Source organism: Paenibacillus sp. YAF4_2, assembly GCF_052113225.1.
In the GTDB taxonomy this organism is placed as follows: Bacteria; Bacillota; Bacilli; order Paenibacillales; family Paenibacillaceae; genus Pristimantibacillus.
Window position 1 is genome coordinate 256,955 of sequence record NZ_JBFRCT010000004.1, and the last position, 21,531, is coordinate 278,485.

At 49.9% G+C, this 21,531-nt stretch carries 18 protein-coding genes; 4 read left to right on the forward strand and 14 right to left on the reverse strand.

Annotation, left to right across the window (positions count from 1 at the left end):
- Positions 1–52: 52 nt before the first annotated feature.
- The 3 genes from AB4Y93_RS11580 to AB4Y93_RS11590 form a co-directional block, all read right to left on the reverse strand.
- On the reverse strand, positions 53–985 hold the full coding sequence (locus AB4Y93_RS11580) for a hypothetical protein (protein WP_441892012.1): 933 nt from the start codon (positions 983–985) through the stop codon (positions 53–55).
- A gap of 294 nt (positions 986–1,279) precedes the next feature.
- Positions 1,280–1,480 (reverse strand): cation transporter, encoded by a 201-nt coding sequence (locus AB4Y93_RS11585; RefSeq protein ID WP_441892014.1) that lies wholly within the window; start codon positions 1,478–1,480, stop codon positions 1,280–1,282.
- A gap of 20 nt (positions 1,481–1,500) precedes the next feature.
- On the reverse strand, positions 1,501–1,830 hold the full coding sequence (locus tag AB4Y93_RS11590; RefSeq protein WP_441892016.1) for a metal-sensitive transcriptional regulator: 330 nt from the start codon (positions 1,828–1,830) through the stop codon (positions 1,501–1,503).
- A gap of 171 nt (positions 1,831–2,001) precedes the next feature.
- Here AB4Y93_RS11590 and AB4Y93_RS11595 point away from each other — a divergent pair, with 171 nt between their 5' ends.
- Entirely contained in the window at positions 2,002–2,733 is a 732-nt protein-coding gene (locus AB4Y93_RS11595; protein WP_441892018.1) for a glycerophosphodiester phosphodiesterase, read from the forward strand.
- Positions 2,734–2,738: 5 nt separating this feature from the next.
- Here AB4Y93_RS11595 and AB4Y93_RS11600 read toward each other — a convergent pair whose 3' ends face one another.
- From AB4Y93_RS11600 to AB4Y93_RS11635, 8 genes are all read right to left on the reverse strand, one after another.
- Positions 2,739–3,605: a YitT family protein gene (locus AB4Y93_RS11600; RefSeq protein WP_167279199.1), complete on the reverse strand. Its 867-nt coding sequence runs from the start codon at positions 3,603–3,605 to the stop codon at positions 2,739–2,741.
- Between the two features lie 131 nt (positions 3,606–3,736).
- Entirely contained in the window at positions 3,737–4,714 is a 978-nt protein-coding gene (locus AB4Y93_RS11605; protein ID WP_441892537.1) for an ABC transporter substrate-binding protein, read from the reverse strand.
- A gap of 91 nt (positions 4,715–4,805) precedes the next feature.
- Entirely contained in the window at positions 4,806–5,822 is a 1,017-nt protein-coding gene (locus tag AB4Y93_RS11610) for an ABC transporter permease (protein ID WP_441892021.1), read from the reverse strand.
- A gap of 90 nt (positions 5,823–5,912) precedes the next feature.
- Positions 5,913–7,412: a sugar ABC transporter ATP-binding protein gene (locus tag AB4Y93_RS11615; protein WP_441892539.1), complete on the reverse strand. Its 1,500-nt coding sequence runs from the start codon at positions 7,410–7,412 to the stop codon at positions 5,913–5,915.
- 221 nt (positions 7,413–7,633) lie between these two features.
- The gene (locus AB4Y93_RS11620; RefSeq protein ID WP_441892023.1) at positions 7,634–8,632 is read right to left on the reverse strand and encodes a substrate-binding domain-containing protein; all 999 of its coding nucleotides are present in this window, start codon (positions 8,630–8,632) and stop codon (positions 7,634–7,636) included.
- Positions 8,629–10,425, reverse strand: a complete 1,797-nt coding sequence (locus tag AB4Y93_RS11625; RefSeq protein ID WP_441892025.1) for a cache domain-containing sensor histidine kinase — start codon at positions 10,423–10,425, stop codon at positions 8,629–8,631. The genes AB4Y93_RS11620 and AB4Y93_RS11625 overlap by 4 nt, the downstream gene beginning before the upstream one ends.
- Positions 10,426–10,434: 9 nt before the next feature.
- Positions 10,435–12,051 carry a response regulator gene (locus tag AB4Y93_RS11630; RefSeq protein ID WP_441892027.1) on the reverse strand — a complete coding sequence of 539 codons (1,617 nt, stop codon included), beginning with the start codon at positions 12,049–12,051 and terminating at the stop codon, positions 10,435–10,437.
- 550 nt (positions 12,052–12,601) lie between these two features.
- Positions 12,602–13,423: a PaaX family transcriptional regulator C-terminal domain-containing protein gene (locus AB4Y93_RS11635; protein WP_441892029.1), complete on the reverse strand. Its 822-nt coding sequence runs from the start codon at positions 13,421–13,423 to the stop codon at positions 12,602–12,604.
- Positions 13,424–13,558: 135 nt separating this feature from the next.
- On the opposite strand from AB4Y93_RS11635, the gene AB4Y93_RS11640 reads away from it, so the two are divergent.
- Positions 13,559–14,245, forward strand: a complete 687-nt coding sequence (locus tag AB4Y93_RS11640) for a metal-dependent hydrolase (RefSeq protein ID WP_441892031.1) — start codon at positions 13,559–13,561, stop codon at positions 14,243–14,245.
- 23 nt (positions 14,246–14,268) lie between these two features.
- Positions 14,269–15,195, forward strand: coding sequence for an AEC family transporter (locus AB4Y93_RS11645; protein ID WP_441892033.1), 927 nt, complete (start codon positions 14,269–14,271; stop codon positions 15,193–15,195).
- Between the two features lie 18 nt (positions 15,196–15,213).
- Here the strand turns inward: AB4Y93_RS11645 and AB4Y93_RS11650 are convergent, their stop codons facing one another.
- The 3 genes from AB4Y93_RS11650 to pruA all read right to left on the reverse strand — a co-directional run bounded on the left by AB4Y93_RS11650 (position 15,214) and on the right by pruA (position 20,159).
- Positions 15,214–16,902, reverse strand: a complete 1,689-nt coding sequence (locus tag AB4Y93_RS11650; RefSeq protein ID WP_441892035.1) for a glycerol-3-phosphate dehydrogenase/oxidase — start codon at positions 16,900–16,902, stop codon at positions 15,214–15,216.
- 107 nt (positions 16,903–17,009) lie between these two features.
- Positions 17,010–18,506, reverse strand: a complete 1,497-nt coding sequence (gene glpK, locus AB4Y93_RS11655) for a glycerol kinase GlpK (RefSeq protein ID WP_441892037.1) — start codon at positions 18,504–18,506, stop codon at positions 17,010–17,012.
- A gap of 105 nt (positions 18,507–18,611) precedes the next feature.
- A complete protein-coding gene (gene pruA / locus AB4Y93_RS11660; RefSeq protein ID WP_441892039.1) occupies positions 18,612–20,159 on the reverse strand; it encodes an L-glutamate gamma-semialdehyde dehydrogenase in 1,548 nt (515 codons plus the stop codon).
- A 179-nt stretch (positions 20,160–20,338) separates the two neighbouring features.
- On the opposite strand from pruA, the gene AB4Y93_RS11665 reads away from it, so the two are divergent.
- On the forward strand, positions 20,339–21,253 hold the full coding sequence (locus tag AB4Y93_RS11665) for a proline dehydrogenase family protein (RefSeq protein ID WP_441892041.1): 915 nt from the start codon (positions 20,339–20,341) through the stop codon (positions 21,251–21,253).
- Positions 21,254–21,531: the final 278 nt, after the last annotated feature.

Consider the following 21,531-nt stretch of genomic DNA (forward strand, 5'->3'; position numbering starts at 1 on the left):
CCCTTCACTTCCATTATTGACCTAGGTTGCTCAAGGGTGACTGCAGCTATGCTTATTCCCCAACTTTTAACGTGAAGGATACGATGAAGTTATCACCATGCCGTTGGAATTGACCCCATACTTTATAAAGACCTGGTGCTGGAAAGCTGGTCTCAAATGCTGCCACTGGTCCAGCTGACTGCCCTTCCTTCGGATGAACATGTAAGTACTGCTTGAGGTCAGAGCTTATAATGACGACATGCCCGGCCGCACCAAGATAAGGCTCCATATCCTGTACGGGCTTGCCGGTAACCGCGTCCTTAAACGAAAACGTTAATGATGTTCCTTGTCCTGCACGGAGCGCATCGGTTTTCAAAGTCACCTGCGTTCCCGCTATCGTCTTAACCAGCTGTTTGTCAGGTACCAGCCGCTGTGCAGCAGCCGTCTTACCTCCTAGCACAACTTCGGTCTGAGCGACCTGATGATTGCCACCCGCTGGGATAAAATCAGCAAACAGCTTGTACGTTCCGCTTTTTGGGAATATAGCCTCAACCATAAAATGACCTGATCCTTCATCCGCCGGATGAAGATGCTGAAACTCACTTAAATCGCTGCTGACAGCAATCAAATGGATCTCCTTCTCATGGTTAAGCGCAAAGCTTTGAACGGGCTGACCATTTCCATCCGCAATAGCAAGCTCGATAAGGGTACTCTCTCCAGCAACTGGCTGCTTCGGCGAGAAGCTCCACTCCACAGCAGCTGCTTGCTTCTGGCCATCTTCATCAGCTTGATTGTGATGTTCTGTATGGTGGTGATGGGATTCGGTCTCTCTATCTGTTGATCGATTGCTGACTTGACCAAAGCTTGTTAAAGCAGAGGCCTCAGTCTTAGAAGCAGAAGCCGCCCAGCCTGTGTTACCCGTTGTATAGCCAGCGGATAAGAGAACCGCCATAAGTCCTATATGTAATGTGCGATGCCGATTTTTTCGATTTCGTTTCTGTTGCATGTATTTCACTCGCTCCTTCCATCGTCCCTATCAATATACCCACAGCCGGTATTTGATAATCGACTACGCATTCGAATGTTCTTCCGATCGCCATTGCTCGGGGATTCCTTTGATTAAGGACATAAGGTTGGAGTCCCCGAGCAAAAGCGAACGCTGACGCTTCTACAGAATCATTCGAATTGCTCCGTTTGAAAGGAAAAACAACAAAAGCGGTCGTGCTGTATCAAGATCTGCACGACCGCTTTGTTAATTAATAAAACTAATATTGATGATAATCCCGTTACCAGTGATCAATTAAACTACATCGTACCCTTGTTCTTCAATAGCACCTTTGATCGCTTCAAGGGTTACTTTCTTATCGTCATACTGAACGGTTACTTTGCCCGCTGCCAGATCAACGGAACCACTTGCCCCTGCTCCGGTAATTGCCTTCTCTACTGCACTCACACAGTGTCCGCAGGACATGCCTTCTACCTTCAATGTAACGTTTGTCATAACTTAGATCCCTCCCGATCTTATTTCATTAATTTATTTACTGTCACGAGCAGCTCGTCGATTACTTCACTTTCTCCCGCCTGAATGCGTTCCATCACGCAGCTTTTCAGATGACCTTCCAGCAGAAGCTTCCCAACACTATTGAGTGCCGACTGCGCCGCAGCAATCTGATTAAGCACATCATCGCAATAAGTATCCTTCTCAATCATCGCCTTTACACCACGAATCTGACCTTCGATCCGATTCAGGCGAGATACAAGATTAGATTTCATTTTATCGGAGTGATGGCTCTTCCGTTCTTGCTCCGGCTGTTCTTGATGGCAATGCTCGGTCTTCTCTTGTTCAATCATCGTAAATACCTCCAGGGGGTATGCCTTAAATCTATCTTACCATACCCCCTAGGGGTATGCAATCCGCGATTTTAGCATAAGAATAAATGAAGATTAATACACCGCTAACAAATCCAAAGTAAAGTAAAATTAATTCAATTTTATGATGGCGATGGGAGAGGGAGAACAACTATGACGACATTCATGAATTATGCTCATCGAGGCGCTTCCGGCAGCTATCCGGAGAATACTATGATCGCCTTCGAGCAAGGAATCGCGCTTGGCGCAACAGGGATTGAGACGGATGTCCAGATGACAAAGGACGGTAAGCTTGTGCTCATTCATGATGAGAAGCTGAAGCGGACGACTGGTGTGAACAAGCTTGTCGCTGACGTCCAGTCCGAGGAGCTGCTGCGTCTGGATGCCGGAAGCTGGTTCTCTCCCGCGTTCAAGGACGAACGCATTCCAACACTCGAGCAGCTTCTTACTCTGGCGAAGCGGACACAAACTTTCGTCAATATTGAGTTAAAAAATGGTATCGTGCAGTACCCAGGTTTGGAGCAAAAAGTCATCGATACCGTACGTGCCTTCGGCATGTCTGATCAAGTTATACTCTCCAGCTTCAATCACTACTCGCTTATCGAATGCAAACGGCTTGCGCCTGACATTCCTACTGGCATTTTGTATATGGAAGGCTTATACCGCCCGTGGAAATATGCTTTATCGATGGGAGCAACCGCACTGCATGCCTCTCATTATGCAGTACTGCCGGACTGGGTCGCAGAAGCTGCCCAGCAAGGGGTTATTTATAATGTATTTACAGTCAATGAACCGGCTGAGATGATTCGCCTGATACAAGCAGGAGTCGCAGGCATCATTACCGACTACCCGGACCGGCTCACTGCTGTACTAAGCAAGCTTTAACGTGCTTAGTGGATACTCTTTTTCGTAAAACCGCCGCCCTGTACGTCAGCTACATTCTCGATTGCAATAAAAGCACTCGTATCAATGTCATGTACAATGGCTTTCAGCTTCGCAACTTCAAGACGGCTGACTACGCAATAGACCATTTGTGTCTCTTCGCGGGAGTAACCGCCTCTTGCTTGGATATAAGTCGTACTCCGTCCAAGACGCGTCATAATGGTCTCGGCAATTTCTTCATAAGCGCTTGAAATAATCGTAACTGATTTCGATTCCTCAATACCTTCAACAACGATATCCATCACTTTGGTGGCCAAGTAATACGTAACCATCGAATACATCGCTGAGTTCCATTCAAACACAAATCCAGCAAGAATAAAGATAAATACGTTAACAATCATAATGATCTGCCCGACCGGCATACCGAATTTCTTCGATGCAAGAATCGCAACAATCTCCGTTCCGTCAAGCGAGCCGCCGAAGCGAATAGCAAGACCAACACCGGCACCAAGAATAATACCGCCAAATAGAACGGCAAGCAGCTTCTCTTCCGTAAAAGCATCTACATGGTGAAGCAATTGAGTCGTAATTGACATAACGGCGATACCGTAAAGGGTAGAAAAGGCAAAGGTTTTGCCGATTTGTTTAAAGCCAATGAACAGGAATGGAATGTTCAAGAGGAATATGAATAGACCAAGGGGTAAGTGGGTCAATTCGGATACCATAATGGAAATACCGGTAATACCACCATCGATTACATCATTAGGTACGAGGAATAATTCCAGTGCTACACCCATTAATACAGAACCAATCGTGATAAAAATGACCCTTTTCAACATCTCTAACGCAGACAATTTTCTATGCTCTTTTGCCATCGTGACCTCCAGCCTTTTCTTTTAAGCCTAACACAATCCTAAGGTCATTTCAAAAAAACGGGCAGAAAAATAGCAGCTGCGCGTCAGTATTTATGACACTCGGCTGCTATTTTTATCTAATATCCCATTTCCTATTCGTATAATACCGCTTTAATTTCGTCGTTTTCGATATTGGTTTTATCGTAGTAATAGAAGCCTGTATCGATCGTAGACTCGACCTTCTCACCGCGAATCGCCTCTACCGCCGCTTTCACCGTTTCGTAGCCGATTCCTACCGGATTTTGGGTGATTGCTCCGGCCATCACGCCGCTCTTAATGGCATCGATTTGTGCTTTACCGGAGTCGAATCCGATTATTGTAATTTGGCCTTCCTTCTTCAACTCGGTCACCGCATTAATAATCCCGACTGCTGAGCCTTCGTTCGAGCCGAAAAAGCCCTTCAGGTTCGGATGCGCCTGCATCATCGCCTTCGCAAGGTCCGTTGATTTCAGGTGGTCGCCGCCGCCATATTGAATGTCGACAATCTTAATATCGGGATATTTCTCTTTGATCCGGTTCACGAAGCCGTCACGGCGATTAACGCCGGTTACGGAAGTCTGATCATGGACGATGACACCAATTTCGCCGGTGCCGCCAATCAGCTCAGCCATTTTGTCAGCAGCAAGCGCAGCAGCAGCTACGTTATCAGTCGAAGCCGTCGTCAGCGGAATATCGCTGTCTACGCCGGAGTCGAAGGCGATAACCGGAATGCCTGCGTCCTTTGCTTTTTGCAGGAGAGGAATGGATGCCTGGCTGTCGAGTGCAGCAAAGCCAATTGCACTAGGCTTCTTGTCGAGAGCAGCTTGCAGCATTTCGATCTGTTTATCGACTTGTGCTTCTGTCTCCGGTCCTTCGAACGTAATTTCGACGTTGAACTCTGTTGCTGCTTTCTCTGCTCCGGATTTGACCGCTTGCCAGAACTGATGCTGGAACCCTTTTGAAATAATCGGAATATAAATTTTGTCCCCGCTTGCCTTAGTCCCTCCGTTACCCCCGCTCGACTTGCTGCTTGCATCATTGTTTGAACCACATGCGCTAAGCAGCAGAATGGCCATTGCCGTAACAAGCATCAATGCCGTTAACTTCTTCACCGAAATCTCCCCTTTGATTTGGATAATTTCATTTATAGAATCTCTGATTGAGTCAGAGTTTCTAGCGATTCTAAGCTTTCCGGCGGCGCAGGATATCTGCATACACCGCAAGCAGAATGACGATCCCAACAACAACGGTCTGCCATTCCTGCGGCACGGATAAGATACGCAGCCCGTTCGTCAACACGCTCATAATGAGAGCGCCAATGACCGTACCCACGATGGTGCCTTTCCCGCCGCTAAGTGAAGTTCCCCCGATGACAACCGCAGCAATCGCTTCAAGCTCATAACCGGAGCCAAGGGCAGGCTGGGCAGAATTGAGGCGGGAGGCAATCAAAATACCTGCCAGACCAGTGAAGATACCGGTAATGGTGTAGATGACGATTTTCCAATAATTCACGTTCACGCCAGACAGCCTTGTGGCTTCTTCATTGCTGCCAAGGGCAAAGTTATAACGGCCAACAATTGTCTTCGACAAGATCACACTTCCAATAATCGCAGCGATGAAAAAGATAACGACCGCATTCGGAATCGCGAACCCCGGAATAATCTTGTCAAACAAAGAGCCTTGCGACACTTCGCTGAACACCGGATCATCATTGAAGTAGATTGGCTTCGTGCCGGAAATCACAAGAGCTAGACCTTTGGCGATCATCATCATCGCAAGTGTTGCGATAAAAGGCGGGATTTTAAGCTTGGCGACCATCACACCGGACAGCAGGCCGCAGACTGCACCGGTCAAGATGCCCCCAACAATGCCAATCGGAACAGGCAGCCCCCAATACGTAATGAAGACACCAGTCATAACTGCGCTTAAGGTCATAACCGTTCCGACAGACAGGTCAATACCGCCTGTTATGATGACATAAGTAGAGCCTAGTGCCAGAACGCCAGTAACGGCTGTCGAGAGCAGAATGCCTACGATATTCGAGAATTGAAAGAAGTTGCTGGATGCGAATGTGAATACGAGGATAAGGACGATCAAGCTGGCAAAAGCAAGCACCTGCTGCACGGCGCCCGGCTTCAAAATTAGGCCGGTCTGTTTGCTGCCAACCCCGACGATTTCGGCTTTAGGCTGCATTTTCATATGTGATTCCTCCTCAAAAGAATTGCCACATAAAGGGCTAGGATTATGCCTCTTTGTGGTTATTCTTACTTCGTAAGCATGATCTCTACCTTAAGCTCTTAATGTCGCATATCGCATAATTTTTTCCTGCGTTGCTTCCTCGCGGTCAAGCTCACCTGTGATGCGTCCCTCACACATAACAATAATGCGGTGACTCATCCGCAGAATCTCCGGAAGCTCGGAAGAGATCATAATAATCGACTTGCCTTTGGCAGCCAGATCGTTCAGGAGCTTGTAAATCTCGCTTTTCGCCCCAACATCAATTCCACGCGTTGGTTCATCGAAAATGAGAATATCGCAATCTCGGGTCAGCCATTTGCCAATGACAACCTTCTGCTGGTTGCCGCCTGAGAGGAATTTGACCTCTTGGTCGATATGAGGCGTCTTCACCTTCAGCATGTCGACAATCTGATCGGCTGCCTTTGCAATTCTCGCTCTGTTCACCCAGCCAATAGGATTGGCATATTTCCGAAGCGAAGCGACTGCCACATTGGTCTTGACATCCATCTCCACAATGCAGCCATAGCGCTTGCGATCCTCGGACAAGTAACCGATGCCGGCCTGCACCGCATCATAAGGCTGCCGCAGTACAACCTTGCGTCCTCGCACGGTAATCTCACCCGCATCTATTGGATCAGCGCCAAAGATCGCCCTTGCTACTTCTGTTCGCCCCGCTCCGATAAGACCAGCGAACCCGATAATTTCTCCCTTACGAAGCTTGAAGTTAATATCTCGTAGTGCGCCTTTGCGGCTGAGACCCTTAACTTCCAGAACGGTCTCACTCGTACCCTCTATCCGATTTTGCTTTGTGCTGTCATAAATCTCACGTCCGACCATCATTGCGATGATCTGCTCATTTGTCACCGCTGCCGTTGGAACGGTATCAATATAACGACCGTCCCTCATAACAGTAATGCGGTCGGTAATTCGCTTCAGCTCATCCATCCGGTGCGAAATATAGACAATACCAACCCCGCTGCTCCTCAGCTGATTAATAATGATGAACAAGTCATCGATCTCCGAATCACTGAGTGCTGCCGTTGGTTCATCCATAATGAGCACCTTTGCATCGTAAGATAAGGCTTTGGCGATCTCGACCATTTGCTGCTTCGCCACGGTCAGATTTGCGACAGATTCATTAGGATCAAGATCCATATTAAGCCGTTCGAATAATCGCTCCACCTTGCGCTTCAACTCCCGCTCATCAAGGAACAGCCGTAGTCCCCGCCTTGGCTCGCGGCCGATGAAAATATTCTGGGCAACTGTCAGATCGGGAGCGAGATTGAGTTCCTGGTGAATAATTGAGATTCCCAGCTTCTGCGCGGCCTTCGCATTTGGAACCTCCACCTCGCTCCCGTCATACAAAATCCGGCCCGTATCCTTCTGGTAGACCCCTGTCAGCACCTTCATCAGCGTCGACTTGCCAGCCCCATTTTCCCCAACCAGCGCATGAACCTCGCCCCGCCTTAATTCGAATCGGCAATCCTTCAAAGCTTGAACGCCGGGGAACTGCTTATCGATGTCTTCCATTTGAATGAGCACGTCACCCATACCAACACCACTCCATCCCGCTGTTACTAAGCTCATTGTAAATCTGCGTCCTCAAAGCCAGAATGGAATAATGTATTTGAATAGTTGAAAAAAATCTGTTTCGTCTGGGTACAAGGTGAAACGGCTTCGCCGACTTTGGCAGCGAGGCGCGTTTCATTCCGGAGAATTCTAAGCCCTAAATATAGGATGAAACTTATAAATTCTTAGAATTTGAAAAAAAGCTACTCTCCCACAAAGGGGAAGAGCAGCTTCTGATTTTGTTCCGTATACATATTGTCTTCATTGATAATGACCGATTCCGTATCGATCTGCTTCGGAATCCTCTGTCCCCGTACCGCCTCAATCGCGGTCTTCACACTAAGATAGCCCATATTATAAGGCTTCTGAACAATCGTCGCCTGCAGCACGCCGCCTTCGATCAGCTTCACTTCATCCACCGAGCTGTCGAAGCCAACCAGCTTTACTTTGCCGCTAAGACCCAGATCCTTGATCGCCTTTCCAGCACCAACCGTTGAAGGCTCGTTTAGCCCAACAATTCCTTTGATACTTGGATCCTTAGATAAAAGCTCCTTCGTCAATTCATAGGCTTTGTCCAGCTGACCCTCGCTATAGTAAGTGTTAGCGACTTCAATTTGCGTATGGTTCGCAAGCCATTGACGAACCCCCTTCTCCCGCTCCATTTGTGACGAAGTCCCGTAGACAAAGCTCATGATGGCGATTTTTGATGAATCTGTACTCGGCAGCAGCTTTGCCATTTCCTCCCCGGCCTTCTCCCCTGCTGCAATATTATCCGTAGCGATAAAGCTTAACGAGTCGCTGCTGTTAATACCGGAATCGACCGTTATTAGCTTGATGCCTGCCTTAACGATTTGCTCGGCCACCGGGACAAGCCGATTATAGTCGGTTGCCGCCATTACAATCGCATCGGGCTTCTCTTGAATCGCCTGCTCCAGCTGCTTAATCTGAGCATCAATCTCCGTCTCGGAAGGAGGGCCAATGACCGACACATTCGCCCCAAATTCATGGGCAGCATCCTCGACACCGGTAATAAATACCTTCCAAAAGTCGATCATCTGCCCTTTTGCTTTTACTGTAACGATGATATCGACTGGCTTCTCCGTCTTCTGGCTGACCGCCCACTTGTAGATCCCAAAAACAGAAGCAAGTATGAGGATCGTTGCAAGTACAGCTGATGCTGATCTGCGCCGGTATTCACTCATGCGCCAAGCTCCCCTCCTCCCGCATAACCATCACCCTCGATTGCCGCGATTCGAACCATGACGGTCGTCCCTTCATCCGGGACACTCCTGTAGAAGAGGCCATAGTCTTTCCCGAAATACAGCTGAATCCGCTCATGGACATTAACCACTCCGACCCCTTTGCTTTCCCGATCGCTTCGCCTTGGCTCCAGTATAGAACGGAGTGTTTCTGCCTCCATGCCAACGCCGTTATCACTGACCTCGAACCAGATATAGCCTTCTCTTTTGCCACCGATGACATGAATCGTACCCGTCCCGATCTTATTCTTGATGCCATGGTAGATCGCATTCTCAAGCAAAGGCTGCAGCAGCACCTTAAGCGTACGGTAGTGGTAAATTTCCGGGTCCACCTCAATGTGAAAATCCAGCTTGTCCTTGTACCGGATCTTCTGAATGATCAAGTAGTTGGCGACATGATCAATCTCTGTCCGGATAGAAACAAGCTCCTGTCCTCTGCTGATCGAAGAACGGAATAACCGTGCCAAGGCGGAGGTCATCAGGACAACCTCATCCGTCTTTTTCCCTTCGGCCATCCAAATAATCGAATCCAGCGTATTGTACAGAAAATGCGGATTAATCTGCGCCTGAAGCGCCGTCAGCTCACTCTTCCGCTTAATTTCCTGCTCCCGGACGACTTGGCTCATCAGCTCCTCAATCTTGACGACCATCAGGTTAAACGTTCTCGCTAGAGAGGCAATCTCTCTCGGATTGCCGATTGGCACCCGTATGTTAAAGATCCCTTTCTCCACCTTCTTCATATGCTCCTGCAGCTGCTTAATCGGGCGCGACAGGTTACGGGAGATAAAGACCGCGAGTAATAAACCAACGATGAGACAGAAAATACCCGCAGCTACCATGGATAACTGCATCTCACGCTTATTGCCGATCAGTTCGTTCGCATAGGATACTCCGACGATTTTCCAGCCAAAGCCGGTATCCTGAATCGTATATATTCGGCTTGTCTTTCCTTCATCGGTCATAAAGCTGCCGCTTCCCTTAGCCAGTACTTCGTCAATTTTCTCCGACTTCAAGTTGCTGTAGATGAGCTGCTGCTGCGGATGGTACACGATATTGCCGTCCTCATCAACGATGAATACGTATCCCCGCTTACTTAGATCGATGTTATTCAACGTATCGTTGATGACGCTGAAGTTCAGGTCAACCAGCAGCACACCACGCGGCTCGGTCTGGTCCTTGCTCCACATCTCCCGGCTGAGTGAAACCACCCAATCGTATTCGTCCTTGAACATATGCTGAACATGGGAGGAGGAAACGACGATCCGGCCGGAAGCCTCTTGTGCGCTTTGGTACCAAGGCTGCTCCTCCAGCCTGATGCTTGGATTAAGCTCCGCATGCTCACGGTCTGAGACAAATCGGCCATTGTAGCCGATGACGTTAATCGAAGCGATATCCTTGCGGGAAGCCATGATCGAGTGAAAATAAGCTGAGATCCGCTGCTCACGAGCGAGCTCATTCGTGCTTGTCCTGTTATCTCCTTCTTCATTTACCAGCTCGCGCACGTCTTCGTTACTTAGCGCGAGCATCGATATATTTTCCATGCTGGTGATGTAGGTTTGGATGTTAGCATTTACTTGGCGGATCAGCTCTGCGGTGTAATCTTGAGCGGTTTCACGAACGGATGAGGCCGATAATTGATAGGAGATCACGCCTAGCAGAATAGCGGTTAATAAAATAAGACAGGCTGAAGCAGCGGCAATGTTGGTCTGAATGCTCTTAAATTTAAATAACTCCATATGTGCACCTCACGCCTGTTCCGCAGCTGTTCTGTGGCGGTAATCCGTTGGTGATTCTCCCGTATGTTTCTTGAACAATACACTGAAATACTGGGCATCACTGTAGCCGGTTCTGGCAGCTATCTCATAGGTCCGCAGGCTAGTGAACTTCAGCAGTTCCCTCGCTTTGTCCATACGAATGGCTGTGAGATATTCAATAAACGTTTTGCCTGTCTGGGCTTTGAAGGCCGCACTGAAATAGCTGACGCTCATAAGGACATGTTTGCAGACGGCTTTGACCGATAGATCCTCATCCTCATAATTGTTCTCCAGATAAGAGATGGCCTCCTCTATCTGTGAACGACACTGGTCGCTTCGTGTTGCCGTAACACTTAGTACCGCCTGCCGGCATGCCGTCTTCAACCATGCTCCAATCTCTTCCATTGTCCTGAACCGGTAGATCTCGGTCATGGGATTTACACCAGTCCCGAAGACGTCCGCTTCCTTGCAGCCGATATCGCCAAGGGTCTGCATGACGGCAAGAATCGTCTTCTGGATACGCAAATAACATTGATCAATGCTTGTAAGCTCCGCTTTGTTATGACTGATAAGTGCTTCGATAGCACGCTCAACCTCTTCCGTTGTGCCAGTCTTAATACCGGCTATTAATTCACGGTCGAATTCCGGCGGATGCCCTGCTGGCGAGCTTCGGCGCTTCTCCATATCCGAGAGGGTGATAACACTGTTATCACCAAGGATTAACCGGTAGTCCAGCGCGGCGACAGCTTCTTTGCAGGATGTTCTTATCCGTGCATATCCTTCGACCGTTGTCCCTATTCCCACCGAGACGGTCAACTTCAGAAATTGAACTGCTGATTGCCGAATCCGCTCAGCCAGCTCCTGCGCTTTCTCTTGAAGAAGCTCTTCACGCTCTCCTCCCAGGATGACCATAACCCGTTCTTCCCTGCTTCGGAACAACGCGTAATTCGGCTCCTCACTCACAAATTCCTGTGCAATATTGTACACAGCGAACCGCAGCAGCTCCTTGTCCGTATCTGCCCCACCCTGCTCATCCAAACGATCAGTATCAATAGCTAGTCCGATATAGTGAGGTCCTGTTAGACGAATCTGAAAATACCTCAGTCGCAAAGCCATCTCCTTCTCGCTTAACGCCATCGTCGACATTCGTTCGAGGAAGCGCTCCTTGAGCAGCGGCATACTCTCGTGCAGCTGACTTTGCAGCCTGGCCAGATCTTCCCGCTCCTGCTTCTCCTCATCGAGCTCGAGCCGAAGCTTATGCAGCATCGCTGACAATTCGGCAGCCGTAACCGGCTTCAGAATAAAATCCTTCACCTTCAGCTTAAGCGCCTGCTGCGCGTACTCGAAATCATCGTAACCGGTCAGGATAACAACCTTCATATCCGGATATTGATTCATCACTTGTCGGGATAACGCCAGTCCATCCATAAACGGCATATTAATATCCGTCAGCACAATATGCGGCCGCAGCCGCTCAATCTCCTCCAAAGCCTGTACGCCGTTCTCGCAATCTGCCACGCACTCGAAGCCAAGCTCCCCCCATGGGATGCGCTCCCTGATGCCTTCCCTTACGACCGCTTCATCATCGACCAGCAATATCGTATACAAGGTAGTTCCCCCTAGTACCTATCAGGATTGGAATTGTATGCGCTTTAATTATAATCTTCGGGTGCGGTTAAATGTCAATCTGTGCAATCGAATGTTCTTCCGATCACCATTGCTCAGGGATTTTTTTGAACAATTTTTAATAAGGTTAGAATCCCTGAGCAAAAGCGAACGCTTAAAAGCTTTCTGCAAGAAAGCTACTTCGTAAGCATAAGCTACGCTTCTACAGAATCATTCAAAATGCTCCGTTTGACTTTAACCGGTAGAGTAAGAAAAAAGTCGTGCTGAGAACCCGCACGACCACTCAAAGAATTGGCTCTTGAGAATGCCTCTACGCCGCATAACGTATTAGTGAGGTTTATTGCCTTATTCACACGTTGACCCTCACTAACAGTGAGGCTAACCTCATAGTTAGTCCAAAAACAGCTCATTAGGCAACCTACAACGCGAAAAAGCCTCACTAATTAGTGAGGCATCCTCATTGTTGAATGACTTGCCGCTTTCAGCACAGGCAGTAGTAAGAAGTTACCTCAAAACCTAGCAGCTCTGTGCCCTACCGTCCCAGAAAATGCGCCACAAAGGCGCGGTATGGAGACTGCTCAGGTATCGCCAGCGCTATTTGCCGCAGGCTGGTCTGGAATTGCTGCATAAGTTGCTTGCCTGTCCAATTGTCCGGAAGCAGTGCATTAGGAAGCATCGGATCACGTAAACCGAGCTCTGCGATAACATCGCCCAGCTCTAGGAAATAGACAAATAGCTGCAACCCCTCAGCTGTTCCCGTATCTTCAAGCCGTGCAAGAGCCGGCTCTAAGTAGTCTTGGAACCAGCTCTCTTTTCTCCGATACAGCTCCTGCAGTTCTTCAATCGGCCATAGACGAACTGACTGCTCTGGCGTGATGTCATTATGCACAATACTTGTATTTGTCACGGTTATGTAACTGCTGACATCGCACTGCTCGCCAAGCCGGATGACCTCTTCCCGGTAGTCCCATGGCGAGACATAGACGCTTTTGTAGAGCGAGCCGAACCCCAGCTGCAAAAGCTCGGTCCGGAAGCTGTCCCTGCGCCGGCGCTCCGATTCTGGTATCTCGAAGAGCACCATGCACCATTGCCCATCCCATTCCTTCTCATATAGACCGGGCTTGGCATTAACCATCCGGATAAACTCCTCGCCAAGCGGTGTCGCCCTATATCGAGAGCGTTCCGCCGATTCGGCATACCCTTCCTTTTTCAGCTTAGAGAGCGCGTTACGCACGATCTGATGAGAAATCCCCCGCGCTTCATACACCTCAATAAGACGGCTGACAGCGGCGCCCGCTCCAGCCCCATCCCCGCTAGTAAGGAGATACAGCAACTGTTTTTCTATCGACAACAACTGTAAAACAGCTCCCCTCGCGAAAAAAATATCAGGAAATGATTGACATACTCGAGTCATTAATAATATAACATAAATATAAACGTTCGTGTTAAATTAGATTATAAATAATGATTCGAAAGGGAGATCTCTCTTATGCACATTGTTTATCATGGCCATTCCTGCATCCAAGTGACCCAGGGTGCCTATTCTGTCATCATCGATCCGTTCTTGACCGGCAATCCACTCTCTACTGAGGGCCTAGAGCAGGTTAAAGTCCAGTACATTTTGCTGACACACGGTCATTCCGATCATATCACCGACGCCATTCCATTGGCAAAACAAAATAATGCCCCCATTATCGCCGTTGAAGAGCTAACCATCCATTTGGGACATCAAGGTATTCAGGTCGAGCCGATGCATGTCGGCGGAGCTTGGAACTTCCCGTTTGGGCGCGTCTTCCTGACGCATGCCCTTCATACTTCATCTTCCCTCTCAGAGGAAGGCAAGGTCGTCTATACAGGATCACCCGTTGGCATTATTCTGCAAATGGGCGGCGTTACCTTATACCATGCCGGGGATACGGGATTGTTTGGCGATATGCGTCTCATTGGCGAACGATTTGATATCGATATTGCTTTTCTGCCAATTGGAGGACGCTTCACGATGGATCCCGGTGATGCCGTCATTGCCTCGGAATGGCTTGGTGCCGGCTGTGTTGTCCCCATTCACTACAATACGTTCCCGGTCATTAAGCAGGATGCACCCGCCTTCGTTCACATGCTTCAGCAAAAAGGGCTCACCGGCAAAGTGCTTTCACCTGGCGGGCATCTGACCATCTAAGCAACGTCAAAGGAGATGAACTCATGAGTATACTGCATACATTCCTGTACATTATCGTTCCCATTCTTATCCCGCTCGCGATCGGCGTTCTGCTTCACCGTAAGTTCAAGTTCGAGCTTGGCGGCTTTTCCAAAATGCTTATGTATTACTACATCCCTGCACTTGCCTTTGTAAAAGTGTATGAAGCCGAGCTTACCGCATCTCTGATTGCTACCATATTCGTATTCCTCGCCGCACAATTTGTAGTTATCGTGCTGATCGGCCAAGGCGTCAGCCGGATCCTTCGCCATCCGAGGCCGCTTGCCGCCAGCTTCTCTAACAGCATAGCCTTAACGAATAACGGGAACATTGGGATTCCCGTCAATGCAATGGCGTTCAAGCATGATCCATTCGCGATGTCGATCCAGATGATGGTCGTTACCTTTGAACTGTTCGCAACCTTTACCTTCGGTTTAGTAAATGCCAGCAGAGCAGCAAGCGGCCTGAAGAAATCCCTGCTGCAGTTTGTCAAAACGCCTGTGCTCTATGCCATTATAGCCGGCTCTCTCCTTCGCCTTGCCCATATAGAGATGCCAGAACCACTTCTGACACCTTTAACGACCATTGCCGACGGAATGCTCAGCTTCGCTTTACTCACAATCGGCGCACAAATGGCTTCCACGATGCTGTCGCTCCACACGATTACCGTCATATGGAGCAGCCTCCTTCGTCTGATAGCAGCCCCAGCCATCGCATGGCTGCTGCTGGAACTCATGCAAGTCCATGGTATAACTGCACAAGCACTCTTTATCGCAAGTGCGATACCAACCTCACGGAACAGCGCCGCACTTGCGCTGGAGTACAATTGCGAGCCGGGTTTTGCCGCTCAAGCGGTGCTGTTCTCCACCCTGCTCAGCAGTGTAACACTAACGATCATTATTCAGCTGTCGGGGACTCTTTTCCCAATATAGGATAAGAGCTGCACCACTTTACTCTTCCGGAGTAACCGCCATTCGCAGCTCCCGTTCCAGCTCATCCGCATAAGCGACGCTTACTCCATCTGACCAGCCGAACAGCTCCGCCATATAGCGGTGAACGCTGTCTTTGCAGCGCTGCACACGGCTGCGGTCGAACAGGAGACTGCCGCTTCGGCGGATCCAGAAATCAACCGGCCTGCAAGTCATCTCATAACGAATCGCATAAAGAAGCTCCAGCAGAAGCGTCACCGGCAGTCTCCTGCGGATCGCTTCTTCCTGCGCTTCCGGCATAAGACGAAGAACGGTATCCATATTCGAGCCAAAACGCCGCACAAGCCGCTCCGCATCCGGCTTAGCCAGCCCCGCTGCGACGGCGGCGGCTGTTTTGTCCGTCACATACGCCTCATAACCAGCTGACCCGCCAACATCGCCGCCCGAGATCGGCAGCGTCATCGTTTTGCTCTCGCCAATGCCTTCCCGCCCTGCCTTAGCGAACTGCTCTGCGGCCTGATTCATGACTGTTTCAGCCATTTTCCGGTAGCCGGTCAGCTTGCCGCCTGCCATAGACAGCAAGCCCGACGGTGACACTAACACCTCATCCCGCCGCGAAATCTCGGAAGGATTCTTCCCCTCCTGATGAATAAGAGGACGCACACCTGCCCAGCTTGATTCAACATCTTCCGCCCTCAGCCTCAGTGACGGAAACATGTCATTAGCCGCATTCAGGATGTACTGCCGGTCCTTGGTTGTCATACGTGGATGGGCAAGGTCGAGCCGGTAATCGGTATCGGTCGTGCCAATATAGGTCTTCCCATCTCGAGGGATCGCAAACAGCATCCGACCGTCGTCGGAGTCGAAATAGACCGCTTGCTCCAGCGGGAAACGCTGCTGATCGAACACCAGATGAACGCCTTTTGTATGATGAAGGGTTTTCCCTTTCTTGGAGTCGTCCTTCTCCCGAATGGTATCTACCCAAGGCCCCGCAGCATTAATAGTGACAAGAGCCTTCACCTGGCCGATCTTGCCCGTTAACTGATCTCGAAGCTCTGCACCTGCAACCCGCCCATTCTCATAAAGAAGCGAATCAGCTTTTACATAAGAGATAGCATGTACTCCAAGCTCAACCGCTTTTTTCAACACTTCGATCGTCAGCCGTGCATCATCCGTCCGATACTCGACATAATAGCCGCTGCCCTTCAGCCCCTGCTGCTTCAGAAGCGGCTCACGCCGAGTGGTCTCGCTCACACCAAGCATCTTCCGTCTCTCGCCGCGTTTGACGCCAGCAAGGAAATCATAGAGACGTAACCCTATTGAAGTGCTGAATGTCCCAAATGTTCCGCCCTTGTAGATCGGGAGCAGCATCCATTCCGGTGTTGTCACATGTGGCCCGTTCTCGTACACAATGGCACGCTCCTTGCCAACCTCAGCTACAACGCCAAACTCCTTCTGCTTCAAGTATCTTAGTCCGCCATGCACCAGCTTCGTGGAACGGCTTGACGTACCCGCGGCAAAATCCTGCATCTCCACAAGCGCAGCCTTCAGCCCACGCGTCGCTGCATCAAGCGCAATTCCCGCTCCTGTAATTCCACCGCCGATAATAAGCAGGTCATACTCCTGACCAAGTAGCTTATTAAACTGCTCATCTCTTTTCAATGCGTTAAAACTGTCTGTGCTGCCCTGTTGCCCTTTCCCGCTTGCCATCCGCCAACCGCCCCTATCGCTTATACTAACCAAAAAGAAAACCGCGAACATTCTTCATTATGCTATTACGCATCATGAAGAACTGCCACGGTTCCCCTTCTATCTTCTTATCGAAAAGCTAATGCCGCCTGCACGGCTTTCTGCCAGCCGGCATATAACTCGGTTACTCGCTCTGGCGGCATTACCGGCTCAAATACGCTTTCAAGCCGCCTCTGCTCCAGTATTTCCTCACGGCCTTGCCAGTAGCCTACCGCCAGCCCCGCCAAATAAGCGGCCCCAAGCGCCGTTGTCTCGCTGACTACCGGTCTTTCGACTGGCACCTCAAGCAGATCACTTTGGAACTGCATAAGCAGATTGTTACGAATGGCACCGCCGTCCACACAAAGTGCTTGCAGCGGAATTCCCGCCGACTGTTCCATTGCATCCAGCACATCCTTTGTCTGGTAAGCAATGGATTCCAGCGTCGCCCGTACAAAATGCTCACGCCGCGTCCCGCGCGTCATACCAAACGCTGCGCCTCGTACTTCGCTGTCCCAATAAGGCGTGCCGAGACCTACAAAGGCGGGGACGACATAGACTCCTTCGGTCGACTCGACCGACGCGGCTAGCCTTTCGCTTTCTTCCGACGTTTCGATCATTTCCATTCCGTCGCGAAGCCACTGCACAGCCGAACCCGCCACAAAGACACTGCCTTCAAGCGCATATTCAACCTGCCCATCAATGCCCCAGGCAATTGTCGTCAGCAGTCCATGCTCCGAGCGGATCGGCTCAGCACCTGTGTTCATCAGCATGAAACAGCCAGTACCGTACGTGTTTTTTGCTTCACCTTTCTCAAAACAACCATGTCCGAACAAAGCCGCCTGCTGATCACCCGCAGCGCCTGCAAGAGCGATCGAGCCGCCGAACAAAGCTGCATCCGTTATCCCATAGACCTCGGATGATGAGCGAACCTCCGGCAGCATCGCAGCCGGTATGTCGAGCCATTCCAACAGCTCCTCATCCCATTTGAGCTCATGAATATTATAAAGCAGCGTTCGCGAAGCATTCGAATAATCCGTCACATGGACGGCTCCGCCTGTCAGCTTCCAGATCAGCCAGCTGTCCACGGTACCAAATAACAGCTCGCCAGCCACAGCTTTTCCGCGTGCTCCCTCTACCTCATCGAGCATCCATTTCACTTTTGTACCGGAGAAATACGGATCAATTAGCAGTCCTGTTTTCGACCGTATCGCTAATTCATGACCGGATTCCTTCAGCGCTTCACAAATACCCGACGTCTGGCGTGACTGCCAAACCACTGCGTTATAAATCGGTTTGCCCGTTGCTTTCTCCCATATGATGGACGTCTCCCGTTGATTCGATATACCAATCGCGGCGATCCGATCCGCTGTCAGCCCCTCCGTCGCAAGCAGCTCGCGGATGACCTGAAGCGACGTTTCCCACAGCTGCTCGGCATCCTGTTCGACCCAGCCCGGATGAGGGAAGGTACAATCTACGGCCGTTTGAGCAACAGCACGCGGAACCCCCTCTTTATCGAACAAAATCGCACGTGTGCTTGTCGTTCCTTGGTCAAGCGCGATAATATACGTTTCCTGCTGCGTCATTGTCATCGATCCCCTTTTTCCTATCCTGCAGTCCCAAGTATTACAAACTATTGTATTCTATTCGAGGCGCTGAGCCAAACTCCCTTCGAGAGCGTTCACAATTCGTTAAAATCGCTCCGATACAATTTTTATCTGAGTGAAAAGAAGCAGATAATCCCGTCCACCCGCCTTGGAATCTGTACCGGACATATTAAACCCTCCAAACGGATGAGCGCCCACAAGCGCCCCAGTACATTTACGGTTCAAATATAAATTCCCTGCCATAAAATCCCGCCGCGCCAGCTCCAAATGCTCCCGGTTATTCGAGATAACCGCGCCGGTTAAGCCAAACTCGGTATTATTGGCGATCTGGAGGGCATCCTCGAACGACTCTGCTTTTGTAAAGGCCAGCACCGGTCCAAAAATCTCCTCCTGCGAGATTCGAGCATCCGCCGCCACATCCGCAAAGATCGTTGGTTCGATGAAATAGCCTACTGAATCATCGGAGGCTCCGCCAACTACAAGCTGTCCTTCCCCTTTGCCTATCTCGATATATTCCTGGATTTTACGGAAGGCTTTGTCATCAATAACCGCTCCTACATTTGTTGAAACCACTGCAGGATCCCCGACTGTAAGCTGCTGTGTCCGATCAATCACCTTGGCAAGCACCTCATCGTACACTGCTTCATGGATGATTGCCCTTGAGCAGGCCGAACATTTTTGCCCGGAAAAGCCAAAAGCCGATGCTACGATCGATTCAGCTGCCAGATCAAGATTCGCATCATTATCTACGATAATGGCATCTTTCCCGCCCATCTCGGCAATTACACGCTTGATCCATTTTTGCCCCGGCTGTGTTTTCGCTGCCCGCTCATTAATCCGTAAACCAACCTCACGAGAGCCGGTAAAACTGATGAATCGCGTGAGCGGATGGTCAACGAGATAATCACCTACCTCGCTGCCCGGTCCCGGTAAATAATTAACAACACCTGCGGGGACACCAGCTTCCTCAAGAAGTTCGACGAACTGCGCTGCAATCACCATAGTTGGGCTGGCTGGCTTCAAGACAACCGTGTTGCCACATACGAGAGCAGCAGTAGTCATGCCCGCCATAATGGCTAACGGGAAATTCCACGGCGGAATGACAATACCGACGCCAAGCGGAATATAATAGAGTTGATTCTCCTCTTCGTCAAGAGGGGTTAGCGGCTGCGGCTTACTAATACGCTGCATTTCCCGTGCATAAAATTCCATAAAATCAATCGCTTCCGCCGTATCAGCATCGGCCTCTGCGCGTGTTTTGCCCGCTTCAACCGTCATCCACGCGGAAAATTCATGCTTCCTCCGCCGCAGCAGCGCCGCTGCTCTATATAAATAACGAGCGCGCTCATCTGGAGCCGTATGCTTCCAGCTGTCGAAAGTACGTGCCGCCGTCTGAATGGCTTCCTCCGCAAGACTTGCGTTTGCTTGCGATACGTTGCCGATGATCTGATTTTTTGATGCCGGATTCGTTGATGCAGCGATACGCGTTGTTGTTACCCGGTCACCGCCGATAATCAGCGGATAATCCCTGCCCAGCTTCGTCCCCACCAGTGCCAACGCCGCATCGTACGCCTTATTATTCGATTCAAGCTGAAAGTTTGTGAAAGGCTCGTTCTTAAATGTTGCCCTCATACCCGCATCCCCTTTCGATACATGCTCACTAATTCATTTATAGTTCATTCGGCAGGACGATATGTCTTATCTGGAAGCCTTGCATTCATGGTGCAATAAAAGGCTTACGGAAATCTGGAATCCTGCATACATGAAGAAATGAAGGACTTCCGGACAGCAACGGAAAGGAGAGATAGACAATGGGTGCTGGCCTTTATCGCCGAACATTGCTGACGATTTCAAACAATAAGCTTGTGGAGCATTTGTCCATCCGCTACGGACGTAAGCTTGCTTCCAAATTCATTGCCGGTGACACGTTGGAGGAAGCGATGGATCGAACGGAAGAGCTGAACGGGCAGGGCATAATGGTTACACTGGACCATCTTGGTGAAGGAATTAAGGATCTCAGCGAGGCTGCGGGCTATCGGGAAGAGTATCTGAGGATCATTCGTGAGATTGCCAAGCGGAAAGTGAATGCGAACGTGTCACTGAAGCCAACTCAATTCGGTCTGGCGCTGGACCCAGAGCAGTGCTTCGCCAACATTCGTGCGGTAGTATCGGAAGCCAAGTACAGCCGGATTTTTGTCCGTCTCGATATGGAGGATACTCCTTATACACAAGCCACCATAGACATCATCCGGAAGCTCCATGAAGGCTGGCTGATGAATGCGGGGACGGTCATTCAAGCGTATTTGTACCGATCAGAAGAGGACGTCAAGGAACTTAGCAAGGAGAAGGTGAATCTGAGACTGGTAAAAGGGGCATATAAAGAGCCCGCTGAAGTAGCTTATCAGAATGCGGGTCAGGTGCTCGATAACTTCAAAAAACTCATTGAACTAAGGCTGAAGAACGGCGTCTATACAGCAGTCGCTTCTCACGACGACAAGATCATCAACTGGACTAAGGATTACGCCGCGAAAAACAATATTCAAAAAGACGCCTTCGAATTCCAAATGCTGTACGGTCTTCGAATGGGCAAGCAAGCCGAGCTTGCACAGGAAGGCTACCGCGTCCGCTGCTACGTCCCATACGGTACCATGTGGTACCCGTATTACACCCGCCGCCTGGCGGAGAAACCGGCGAATTTGATGATGGTTTTGAAGAATATGTTTTGATAACTGCAAAGGGCAAAGTCTACACGGTATCGTGTAGACTTTGCCCTTTGTCGGTCGGTGCGGGGTCGGTCGGTGCGGGGCCGGTAGGTGCGGGGTCGGCCGGTGCGGAGTCGGTAGCTTCCCGGCACTTTCCCGCTAACGAATCCTCATATGCTTATTTGTGACAAATCAGCCTTTTTTAAAACCTAACGAATCCTAGTAACGCTATTGGCCGATTTCACTCCATTTTGCTGCGAGTTTTCTTCAAATAGCCTGACTAGGATTCGTTACCATTCGAG

Excerpts from the sequence above, each read along its gene's own strand:
- AB4Y93_RS11580 (WP_441892012.1), bottom strand. The coding sequence starts at position 985 with ATGCAACAGAAACGAAATCGAAAAAATCGGCATCGCACATTACATATA.
- AB4Y93_RS11585 (WP_441892014.1), bottom strand. The coding sequence starts at position 1,480 with ATGACAAACGTTACATTGAAGGTAGAAGGCATGTCCTGCGGACACTGT.
- AB4Y93_RS11590 (WP_441892016.1), bottom strand. The coding sequence starts at position 1,830 with ATGATTGAACAAGAGAAGACCGAGCATTGCCATCAAGAACAGCCGGAG.
- AB4Y93_RS11595 (WP_441892018.1), top strand. The coding sequence starts at position 2,002 with ATGACGACATTCATGAATTATGCTCATCGAGGCGCTTCCGGCAGCTAT.
- AB4Y93_RS11600 (WP_167279199.1), bottom strand. The coding sequence starts at position 3,605 with ATGGCAAAAGAGCATAGAAAATTGTCTGCGTTAGAGATGTTGAAAAGG.
- AB4Y93_RS11605 (WP_441892537.1), bottom strand. The coding sequence starts at position 4,714 with ATGCTTGTTACGGCAATGGCCATTCTGCTGCTTAGCGCATGTGGTTCA.
- AB4Y93_RS11610 (WP_441892021.1), bottom strand. The coding sequence starts at position 5,822 with ATGAAAATGCAGCCTAAAGCCGAAATCGTCGGGGTTGGCAGCAAACAG.
- AB4Y93_RS11615 (WP_441892539.1), bottom strand. The coding sequence starts at position 7,412 with ATGGGTGACGTGCTCATTCAAATGGAAGACATCGATAAGCAGTTCCCC.
- AB4Y93_RS11620 (WP_441892023.1), bottom strand. The coding sequence starts at position 8,632 with ATGAGTGAATACCGGCGCAGATCAGCATCAGCTGTACTTGCAACGATC.
- AB4Y93_RS11625 (WP_441892025.1), bottom strand. The coding sequence starts at position 10,425 with ATGGAGTTATTTAAATTTAAGAGCATTCAGACCAACATTGCCGCTGCT.
- AB4Y93_RS11640 (WP_441892031.1), top strand. The coding sequence starts at position 13,559 with ATGCACATTGTTTATCATGGCCATTCCTGCATCCAAGTGACCCAGGGT.
- AB4Y93_RS11645 (WP_441892033.1), top strand. The coding sequence starts at position 14,269 with ATGAGTATACTGCATACATTCCTGTACATTATCGTTCCCATTCTTATC.
- AB4Y93_RS11650 (WP_441892035.1), bottom strand. The coding sequence starts at position 16,902 with ATGGCAAGCGGGAAAGGGCAACAGGGCAGCACAGACAGTTTTAACGCA.
- glpK (WP_441892037.1), bottom strand. The coding sequence starts at position 18,506 with ATGACGCAGCAGGAAACGTATATTATCGCGCTTGACCAAGGAACGACA.
- pruA (WP_441892039.1), bottom strand. The coding sequence starts at position 20,159 with ATGAGGGCAACATTTAAGAACGAGCCTTTCACAAACTTTCAGCTTGAA.
- AB4Y93_RS11665 (WP_441892041.1), top strand. The coding sequence starts at position 20,339 with ATGGGTGCTGGCCTTTATCGCCGAACATTGCTGACGATTTCAAACAAT.